Annotated in this window: 9 protein-coding genes, 1 tRNA gene and 2 pseudogenes; 6 read left to right on the top strand and 6 right to left on the bottom strand. The window is 46.5% G+C overall.

Going from position 1 to position 9096, the window contains the following annotated elements; genetic code table 11:
* Positions 1 to 187: 187 nt before the first annotated feature.
* The 3 genes from D791_RS07080 to folB are packed head-to-tail and all read right to left on the bottom strand — an operon-like array spanning position 188 to position 1659.
* Entirely contained in the window at positions 188 to 745 is a 558-nt protein-coding gene (locus D791_RS07080; protein ID WP_089503611.1) for a DUF1415 domain-containing protein, read from the bottom strand.
* Positions 746 to 748: 3 nt separating this feature from the next.
* On the bottom strand, positions 749 to 1303 hold the full coding sequence (gene folK / locus D791_RS07075; RefSeq protein WP_051514317.1) for a 2-amino-4-hydroxy-6-hydroxymethyldihydropteridine diphosphokinase: 555 nt from the start codon (positions 1301 to 1303) through the stop codon (positions 749 to 751).
* A complete protein-coding gene (gene folB, locus D791_RS07070) occupies positions 1303 to 1659 on the bottom strand; it encodes a dihydroneopterin aldolase (RefSeq protein WP_036509608.1) in 357 nt (118 codons plus the stop codon). The genes folK and folB overlap by 1 nt, the downstream gene beginning before the upstream one ends.
* 30 nt (positions 1660 to 1689) lie before the next feature.
* Between folB and plsY the strand changes: the two genes are divergently transcribed.
* Positions 1690 to 2277 (top strand): glycerol-3-phosphate 1-O-acyltransferase PlsY, encoded by a 588-nt coding sequence (plsY, locus tag D791_RS07065; protein WP_036509606.1) that lies wholly within the window; start codon positions 1690 to 1692, stop codon positions 2275 to 2277.
* On the opposite strand, the gene tsaD is transcribed toward plsY, so the two are convergent.
* The gene (gene tsaD, locus D791_RS07060; RefSeq protein WP_036509603.1) at positions 2274 to 3314 is read right to left on the bottom strand and encodes a tRNA (adenosine(37)-N6)-threonylcarbamoyltransferase complex transferase subunit TsaD; all 1041 of its coding nucleotides are present in this window, start codon (positions 3312 to 3314) and stop codon (positions 2274 to 2276) included. The two genes, plsY and tsaD, sit on opposite strands and share 4 nt — an antisense overlap.
* 240 nt (positions 3315 to 3554) lie before the next feature.
* Here tsaD and rpsU point away from each other — a divergent pair, with 240 nt between their 5' ends.
* The 5 genes and pseudogenes from rpsU to D791_RS07035 all read left to right on the top strand — a co-directional run bounded on the left by rpsU (position 3555) and on the right by D791_RS07035 (position 8406).
* Positions 3555 to 3770, top strand: a complete 216-nt coding sequence (gene rpsU, locus D791_RS07055; RefSeq protein ID WP_036509600.1) for a 30S ribosomal protein S21 — start codon at positions 3555 to 3557, stop codon at positions 3768 to 3770.
* A 116-nt stretch (positions 3771 to 3886) separates the two neighbouring features.
* A pseudogene (locus D791_RS07050) lies at positions 3887 to 4329 on the top strand (GatB/YqeY domain-containing protein).
* A 36-nt stretch (positions 4330 to 4365) separates the two neighbouring features.
* On the top strand, positions 4366 to 6261 hold the full coding sequence (gene dnaG, locus D791_RS07045) for a DNA primase (protein WP_036509598.1): 1896 nt from the start codon (positions 4366 to 4368) through the stop codon (positions 6259 to 6261).
* 154 nt (positions 6262 to 6415) lie between these two features.
* On the top strand, positions 6416 to 8266 hold the full coding sequence (gene rpoD, locus D791_RS07040; RefSeq protein WP_036509596.1) for an RNA polymerase sigma factor RpoD: 1851 nt from the start codon (positions 6416 to 6418) through the stop codon (positions 8264 to 8266).
* 63 nt (positions 8267 to 8329) lie between these two features.
* Positions 8330 to 8406: transfer RNA gene (locus D791_RS07035), tRNA-Ile, on the top strand.
* Positions 8407 to 8558: 152 nt separating this feature from the next.
* Here D791_RS07035 and D791_RS19575 read toward each other — a convergent pair.
* Positions 8559 to 8811: pseudogene (locus D791_RS19575) on the bottom strand (IS3 family transposase); the annotation flags it as partial.
* An 85-nt stretch (positions 8812 to 8896) separates the two neighbouring features.
* Positions 8897 to 9079 carry a hypothetical protein gene (locus tag D791_RS07030; RefSeq protein ID WP_036509594.1) on the bottom strand — a complete coding sequence of 61 codons (183 nt, stop codon included), beginning with the start codon at positions 9077 to 9079 and terminating at the stop codon, positions 8897 to 8899.
* Between the last annotated feature and the right edge of the window lie 17 nt (positions 9080 to 9096).

Genomic DNA, 9096 nt, shown 5'->3' with positions numbered 1-9096 from the left:
CTCAAGTTTGCACTGAAAGCTGTCGGCGCCTCTCGCAAAGGCGGCGGTGCAGGGATCGCCAGTTACTTGCTCTTCACGCCAAGGTTTACGGAGTCACTGATTACACTGGGTTACCGTGATACGCTATGGGACAAAGAGAAGATATTGCGCTTTTTCAAATAACCAGCCGCGTAACCAGCTCGTCCATTTACGATTTAAACAACCAAGGAAACAGTCGCTTTCTTTCCTCAATCGACAAGGATCGCATACGCGCAATATTCGTAAACGGAATGGCATCAGGATTGGGATGTTTTTCCAATGCAATTTCAACCGAGTCTTCCCTGATCAAATGCAAGATTGGATAGGGAGAGCGATTCGTCAAATTACCCACATCATCACTCGTCGTACCCGAAAACTGATACCCTGGATGAAAACTGGCGATTTGATACACACCGTCTCGATCACACTTGGTTAACAGACGTTCGGTTTGCCAGAGAAAATCATTGTAATCCAAAAAATCTGGCCACATATTTGGAAACGCCAACACAGTGGTCTCAAGCTGCTCAACGGGCGTTTCATCCAAACGAATCAACTCATCCACTAACAAGGTTAAGACATCCGCTTCCTCAGTCACTTCGCTAATACAAACACGAATCTGGTTCTTACGTCTTGGATAAGCGGCAAACGGACAGAGATTTAAACCGATTACAACTTCATCTATCCATTGCCAAACACGCGCTTCTTGATTCCCAGATTGCATGACCATTAACTAACTTACCGTCGCCTTAGCATCGACGGCTGTATCGCCTGCGATGGATGAAGATGAAATTTGTCGACCTCTCCAAGAAAAATCAACACGCCAAAGCGGCTGGTTCGCTGTATAATTTTGCCATAAAAATGCATAAGGCAATTGACGAACAGGATGTTGTTCATCAGGTGCTAACTCCGCCAATGGCCAAAGTACAAAGGCATTTTTATCCACCTCATCTCTCGGCAACTGTATACCATCGACCTCACCAACACAGTCATCATAGGTCAGAATATCAATATCCAACGTGCGCGAGCAAAAACGGGGACCTCCCCTTTTACGACCGTTTTGGTCTTCAATCATTTTTAGCCAACGCGACAAGTCGCCCACACTCATTGAGGTTTCAATTTTGACGACAAGATTAAAAAAAGGGCTGCCTTTAAAACCGACCGACTCGCTTTCATACACGGATGAAATGCCCAGCTCACCAAATTGATCCGCTAATGCATCCAGTGCAGCAAGGATGTAACGTTCACGATCCACATTGCTTCCTAGGCTCAGATAAACCAACGCCATCAGCTTTTAACCCCTCTTTCGATGATCACTCCAACATCACTCGCTTGAGGCACGGCTCCGGGTTTACCCACACGCAACCTTAGCCAAGGAACATTGAACTCTTGCATAATCAACGCTGCAATTTCCTCTGCCATGGTTTCGACCAGTAGAAACTGACTCTCACCGACAAATGCAATCAGCCTATCCGAAACACTTTTGTAATTGAGCGTGTTTTCTATGTCTTCGGTATTGGCCGCTGCTCGGATATCCGTTCCCATTTCAAGATCGAGAGAAACAATTTGGCGCACCTCTCTTTCCCAATCATAGATACCAATAATCGTTTCAACCTGTAACTCACGAATGTACACTATATCCACTTACTTACTCCTGAACATTGGCGAGCCACCATGTTAACCACTAGTTTACTGGAACCTGCGCTCATTAGCTTTGCCTACTTACTGGGGTCTATCCCAACCGCACTGCTGGTTTGCAACTCTATGGGGATACCCGATCCTCGTCAACAAGGCTCAGGCAATCCAGGCGCAAGCAATGTGCTAAGAATTGGTAACCGCATTGCCGCCAGCCTCACACTATTGGGAGACATCAGCAAAGGGGTTCTCGCTGTCTATTTAGCGTTACTTTTTGACCTCTCAACAAGTGTTGCAGGCTTGTGTGGACTGGCAGCGATCTTAGGACACGTATTCCCTCTTTTGGGGGCTTATCGTGGCGGAAAAGGAATCGCAACCTTCATCGGCTGCACCCTAGTCCTAAGCTGGCCCATCGCCCTAGTGCAAATACTGGTTTGGTTAACGATGGCCAGCCTCTTTAGAATCGCATCACTGGCCTCTATTACCATGACACTGGCCACACCGATATCCGCTTACTTTCTCTACCCTGACGCCCTTAGTGCACTTTTACTCATCAGTCTCTTGCTCATAGCGCGCCACCGAAGCAATATAATGAACCTCCTTAAAGGTACTGAGCGACGACTTTAGGACTCCTGGGAAAGGGGTTCGAGCGTTTCCATAGGCCAACGGGGCTTCGCCAAAATAGTTAAATCACTCATCTGCCCTGCCAACAAGCGTTGACACCCAGCATACGCTATCATTGCCCCATTATCGGTGCAAAACTTAGCGCGGGCATAATACAGCTCAGCGCCCTCTTTCTTCACAGCCGCCTCTAATTTTAAGCGCAAGTGGCGATTAGCACTGACCCCCCCTGCAATAATAAGCTGCTTTAAGCCTGTTTGCTGGAGGGCACGACGGCATTTTATTGCAAGCGTATCAACCACCGCATCTTCAAAGGCTGCCGCGATATCCGCCATCGTTTGCTCATCAATTTGACCTTGATCATCACGATGCGAATTCGCCGTGTTCAGCGTAAAGGTTTTTAAACCCGAGAAACTAAACTCCAACCCTGGACGATCCGTCATTGGCCGCGGAAAGCGAAAACGCGAACGATCACCTTTTTCAGCCAAGCGAGCGATCAATGGCCCACCCGGATAATCAAGTCCGAGCATTTTTGCGGCTTTATCAAACGCCTCTCCGGCGGCATCGTCTAGGGACTCGCCCAGTAACTCATACTCGCCAATGCCCTCAACTTTAACGAGTTGGGTATGCCCCCCTGACACCAGTAATGCCACAAATGGAAAGGACGGTGGGTTTTCCTCTAGCATAGGCGCTAAAAGATGACCTTCCATGTGATGCACCGCAATAGCAGGAATTCCAAGCCCCATCGCTAATGCGCGCCCTGTCGACGCACCGACCATTAAGGCTCCAATTAAGCCAGGCCCTGCTGTAAACGCAACGCCATCCAAGTCCTGCAAGCTTAACTGTGCTTCAGCAAGCACCTCTCGAATCAACGGCAACAACTTTCGAACATGATCGCGAGACGCTAATTCAGGTACAACGCCACCATACTCAGAATGCATAGCAACTTGGCTGTACAGCGCATCGGCAAGCAGACCTTTTTCACTGTCAAAAATCGCAACACCCGTTTCGTCACAAGAGGTTTCAATACCTAAAACTCGCATGGAATAACTCGCCCTCTACCCACTGATACACACTGCAACGATTAAGCTGCCAAAAAACGCTATTATGACGGAGTTAAGTCTGCATTTCATCACAGATGAATAGTGAGTTTTCACTTTACTTAACCTTCCGCTCCCAGTAAAATTTTGCACCTTGATGTCTTTCGCCTTGCAAAAGGGATCGAAATCGAGATATCAGGGGCATTCAAGCCCTTATTTTATTAAACAAGTTAGGATATTTTCATGCCAGCTGTAAAAGTTAAAGATAACGAGCCATTTGATGTTGCTTTACGTCGTTTCAAGCGTTCTTGTGAAAAAGCCGGTGTTTTGGCTGAAGTGCGTCGTCGTGAACATTACGAAAAACCAACCACTGTTCGCAAGCGTAAAGCAGCAGCGGCTGTTAAGCGTCACGCTAAAAAAGTATCTCGTGACACGTCACGTCGCGTACGCATGTACTAATTGCCGTACAGAAACAAGCTCATAGATACCCAATTTTGTATTACAACACGCGTTAAAACCAAGACTTGTAATCGTTAACGCAAGCCATTAAGTCAACTTAAACAACAGGTAGTCAGATGTCTGATCTGAAAAAACAGATAACAGAACAGATGAAAGTCGCTATGCGAGCGAAAGACAAAATTCGCTTGAATACCATACGCCTGATGTTAGCAGACATCAACCGCATAGAGGTTGATGAACGCATTGAACTTGATGATGCCCGCGTCCTCGCGACTCTCGATAAAATGATGAAGCAGCGTAAGGATTCGATTGCCCAGTATCAGGCGGCTGAGCGCCTGAACTGGCGGACAAGGAGCAGCAGGAGCTGGAGGTGATTAAAACTTTCCTGCCGCAGCCTCTCAGTGATGTGGAAATAGACGATATAATTGAAAACGCAATGCAGACAAGCGGTGCAAGCTCGATGCAAGACATGGGCAAGGTGATGGCAATTATTAAGCCACTTGTTCAAGGCCGAGCTGACATAAGCGCTGTTTCTGCCAAGGTAAAAGCAAGACTCTAACCAGCATTTTTCGCTGGGTATCTCAGCGGAGAACACATGGCAGGCAAAATACCGCAATACTTTATTGACGATCTGCTGGCTCGTGTAAATATTGTTGATGTGATTGAAAGTCGCGTCAAACTTAAGCGTAGCGGCAAAAACTTTTCCGGCCTCTGCCCTTTCCATAAAGAAAACTCTCCATCCTTTACAGTCAGTCCTGATAAACAGTTCTACTACTGTTTTGGCTGCGGCGCTGGCGGCAATGCGTTAGGCTTCTTGATGGAATACGAGAACCTGCCCTTTCCTGATGCTGTAGCAGAGCTTGCTAAAATGGCCGGCTTAGATGTTCCTAGAGACGAAAACCCTGCGCACAATAGCGCTAAAGAGCACAAAGTAAAAGAGCAACTCAATATACTCGAGCAAGCGACAGCTTTTTATCAACAACAACTCGCCTCATCACCCGAGCGCCAAAAAGCCATTAAGTATCTTCAAAAGCGCGGCCTTTCGGACAAAACTATCCAGCATTTCCAAATTGGCTTTTCTCCATCAGGATGGGACAACCTACTTAAACACTTCAAAAACCTCCCCAACCCTCAAGCGCAACTGCAAAGCGCTGGACTGGTTGTCCATAACGAAGAAAAAAATCGCTTTTATGACCGCTTTCGTGACCGCATCATGTTTCCAATTCGCGACGTCAGAGGCCGAGTCATTGCCTTTGGTGGGCGTGTTTTAGGTGATGAAAAACCCAAGTACCTCAACTCATCCGAAACCGACACTTTCCATAAAAGCCGAGAACTCTACGGCCTTTATGAAGCAAGACAAGCCACTCGCCAACTGTCAAAAATCATGATTGTTGAAGGCTATATGGATGTTGTTGGACTCGCCCAACATGGCATCACTTGGGCTGTTGCGACACTTGGAACAGCAACAACCGAGCAACACTTAAATCGACTTTTCAAGGTCGTTTCTGAACTCATTTTCTGCTTTGACGGTGACAAAGCAGGCAGAACAGCCGCACAAAGAGCACTCGATATCGCTTTACCGACAATACAAGATGGCCAGACCGTTAAGTTTTTATTTTTACCAGAAGGTGAAGACCCGGATAGTTTAATTCGCAAAGAAGGACAAGAAGCCTTTGAACAGCGAATCAGCCAATCTCTAACACTGTCTGAATTTTTCTTCAAAAGCCAAACAGAAGACGCTCAGCTGGAAAGTCTTGATGAACGGGCAAAGTTTGCCAATTCTGCACTGCCTAAAATTCAAAGCATGAAAACAGGTTTACTGAAGCAGATGATGCTTGAACGCATCACAGAACTGACAGGACTTTCTCAAACACAATTAAGCAGCGTGGTTAATTTACACCAAGCGTCACACCCTACTCATGAGAAAAAAGACACCTTAGCTGAGCCAACTTTTGATACCTACGACTCAGAGCCCTATGTAAACTATCCTGATTACCCAGATTACTCAGACACACACGAGCCAAGAAACACATTTCAACCCAAACGCGCAACACAAGCACCACGTTTGCGCCTCAATCTAATCAACAAAGTGATTTCAATCCTACTGCACCGCCCAGATCTAGCTCAATCGATCCGTCACCCCGATGACCTAGGCAATATCCAAGACAATAATATCGATTTACTCATTGAACTCATCAACTATCTCAAAAAGGATGAGCACAACTCGCTCGGAACACTTCTAGTCGACTGGCAACATTCCGCCCAACACAGTCCCTACCTAATGTTATTAAACGAAATTGCCAACATAGACCCCATTCCGGCTGAAGCGAACGCTCTTATGGAACTGCAAGGTGCATTTCAGCAACTCATGAAACGCAGCCAAGAAAGAAGACTTGACCAGCTCTTGAAAAAATCAAAACAGACACCATTAACGCAAGAAGAAAAAGCGAGACTTCAAGAACTTCTGCTAGAGGCCCACAAAAAAACCTAAGACTGCATTTGCAATTTTGGATTTATCGACTATTTTTAACACGTATTTATAGGTTAAAAAATGTGACTCACTATTCAGCAAGGCTAAATTCCGCTATAATGTCGCGCTTCGTTTTCTACACTTTACTCACATCAGTATTCATCGCAGGGGCTCTATGTCAGACACTTCCCAACAGCAGTCTCGACTGAAGGAACTTATTGCCAGAGGCAAAGAGCAGGGTTACCTGACTTACGCCGAAGTCAACGATCATCTTCCGGAAGATATCGCAGATCCGGATCAGGTTGAAGATATCATTCGCATGATCAATGACATGGGTATTTCCGTGTCTGAAGAAGCGCCTGATGCTGAAACACTCCTTATGACGGAAGGTGACTCCGCGGAAGAAGCCGATGAAGAGGCGGTTGCCGCATTAGCAGCGGTAGAATCAGACGCAGGCAGAACCACTGACCCAGTGCGCATGTATATGCGTGAAATGGGCACGGTTGAACTTCTGACCCGTGAAGGCGAAATCGAAATCGCCAAGCGCATTGAAGAAGGCATCCGTGAAGTCATGACCGCCTTTGCACACTTCCCAGGCAGTGTCGACGAGATTTTAGAAGCCTACAATGGCACCTTAAGAGAAGAAGGTCGTCTCAGCGACATCTTCAGCGGCTACATTGATCCAGATTCATTTGTCCCCGATACAGAAGTTGAACTCGACGAAATTGAAGTCGATGATGATGACGTAGCAACTGACGATGACGAGGATGAAGATGGCGAGGGCTCTGACGCCAGCGATGACGAAAAAGATCGTGGCCCAGACCCAGAAGAAGCCAAGCAACGCTTTGGCTTAATTCAAGAGTCGCTTGACAACTATCGCGCCGCCTTTAATAGTTTCGGCAAGTACGATCCTCGCACGTTACAAGCGATGGAAGAACTGTGTGCTGCCTTTTCACCGCTTAAGCTTTCACCTAGATTTTACGAGCTATTGGCCGATCGCGTTCGCAACACCATTGAAAAAATCCGTACACAAGAACGCACCATTATGCGTATTTGTACTCAGCGTTGTGGCATGCCACGTAAAGACTTTATTCAAGGCTTCCCAGGCAAAGAAACCGACCCTGAATGGCTGGATCAAGTTGCATCAGGCAACACAAGCTTTGCGAAGAACATCCATGCCAACTTAGCTGATTTGAAACGCGCACAACGCAAACTGATTCAAATCGAGACGGATACAGGCATCACTCTTGCTGAAATCAAAGAAGTAAACCGCAGCCTATCGATTGGTGAGGCCCGCGCTCGTCGCGCCAAAAAGGAAATGGTCGAAGCCAACCTGCGTTTGGTTATTTCGATTGCCAAGAAATACACCAACCGCGGCTTGCAATTCTTAGACCTTATTCAAGAAGGCAACATTGGCTTGATGAAAGCGGTGGACAAATTTGAATACCGCCGTGGTTACAAGTTTTCAACCTATGCAACCTGGTGGATACGCCAAGCGATTACACGCTCTATTGCGGATCAGGCACGCACCATCCGTATACCGGTTCATATGATTGAAACAATCAACAAGCTCAATCGTATTTCTCGCCAAATGCTTCAAGAAATGGGACGTGAACCCACCCCGGAAGAACTGGCTGAAAAAATGGAAATGCCTGAAGACAAGGTTCGCAAGGTACTGAAAATAGCCAAAGAACCTATCTCCATGGAAACTCCGATTGGTGATGATGAAGATTCAAGCCTAGGTGACTTCATTGAAGACGTGACCATGTCATCACCCGTTGATACTGCAACAGGCGAAGGCTTACGTGAAGCGACACGCAGCGTTCTTTCTGGACTTACGGCACGTGAAGCCAAAGTTCTCAGAATGCGCTTTGGTATCGATATGAACACCGACCATACACTTGAAGAGGTCGGCAAACAGTTTGACGTTACGCGTGAGCGGATTCGTCAGATCGAAGCCAAGGCATTGCGCAAACTGCGACACCCAAGCCGCTCTGATCATCTGCGCAGCTTTTTAGACGATTAAAACTTTTACAATCATCATCTTGCGCTAATGATACGAAATCTGTATCATTAGCGCTCGTTTTTAGGGCCCATAGCTCAGTTGGTTAGAGCGCTCGACTCATAATCGATCGGTCGCAGGTTCAAGTCCTGCTGGGCCCACCATCATCCTACCAAATGATTCCATTCTGTTTCAGCACCTTGTAAAACTAAGCCTTCCAGCCTAATCTAAACCCCAGTAGCATCCTAAAATGCCATCACAGCCGGGCATATTTGTGAGTATTTGGGGGGGATCTGTACCAGCAACAGACACTTCACTAAGCACTGTTTTTCAATTCAAAACTCTCTGGGCTGAGATAGCCTTGAGTATTAGGCCATCTGGTCTTGTTGTAATCAACTTCAATATACTCAAAAACGTGTTGGCGCATGGTTTCCCGATCCATAATTGGGCCATCCTGAAGCGCTACAACCTTTAATGAGTGGAGCCACCGCATTGTCCCAGCAGTTGCCTTTACGGCTCATGCTTTGTGCCAGCTGGTGCTTCGTAATTAAGTCACGGTAATCATACGAACCACCTTAACTATTAGTTGCTAATATTTGGTCAGCATGTTGATTCTTTGCGGTTCGCTGAGTTTGAAAACCAGTTTGATAATATTCAATAACCGGCATTTCCTTCAATTGTTAAGGCAGAAACATCAAGTGCTAAAGTATCGGCATACCAGTTAAATGATCTGACGTAAGCGTGCGTCTTTTTCCAAGCCTGAGCGATGACTACTTCGTCAGAAAGATACTCAAGTGTTGGCTGTAATGCGCGGTATTTTTCGTTAATCAGTTTCATTTCACATCCTTGTAGAT

The sequence above is a fragment of the Nitrincola nitratireducens genome, from assembly GCF_000585235.1.
In the GTDB taxonomy this organism is placed as follows: domain Bacteria; phylum Pseudomonadota; class Gammaproteobacteria; order Pseudomonadales; family Balneatricaceae; genus Nitrincola; species Nitrincola alkalisediminis.
The sequence above is the reverse complement of the archived record's forward strand: the minus strand, read 5'-3'. Positions and strand labels throughout refer to the sequence as shown.

Coding starts and splice junctions, on each gene's coding strand:
- D791_RS07080 (WP_089503611.1), bottom strand. CDS start 745: ATGGTCATGCAATCTGGGAATCAAGAAGCGCGTGTTTGGCAATGGATA.
- folK (WP_051514317.1), bottom strand. CDS start 1,303: ATGGCGTTGGTTTATCTGAGCCTAGGAAGCAATGTGGATCGTGAACGT.
- plsY (WP_036509606.1), top strand. CDS start 1,690: ATGTTAACCACTAGTTTACTGGAACCTGCGCTCATTAGCTTTGCCTAC.
- tsaD (WP_036509603.1), bottom strand. CDS start 3,314: ATGCGAGTTTTAGGTATTGAAACCTCTTGTGACGAAACGGGTGTTGCG.
- rpsU (WP_036509600.1), top strand. CDS start 3,555: ATGCCAGCTGTAAAAGTTAAAGATAACGAGCCATTTGATGTTGCTTTA.
- dnaG (WP_036509598.1), top strand. CDS start 4,366: ATGGCAGGCAAAATACCGCAATACTTTATTGACGATCTGCTGGCTCGT.
- rpoD (WP_036509596.1), top strand. CDS start 6,416: ATGTCAGACACTTCCCAACAGCAGTCTCGACTGAAGGAACTTATTGCC.
- D791_RS07030 (WP_036509594.1), bottom strand. CDS start 9,079: ATGAAACTGATTAACGAAAAATACCGCGCATTACAGCCAACACTTGAG.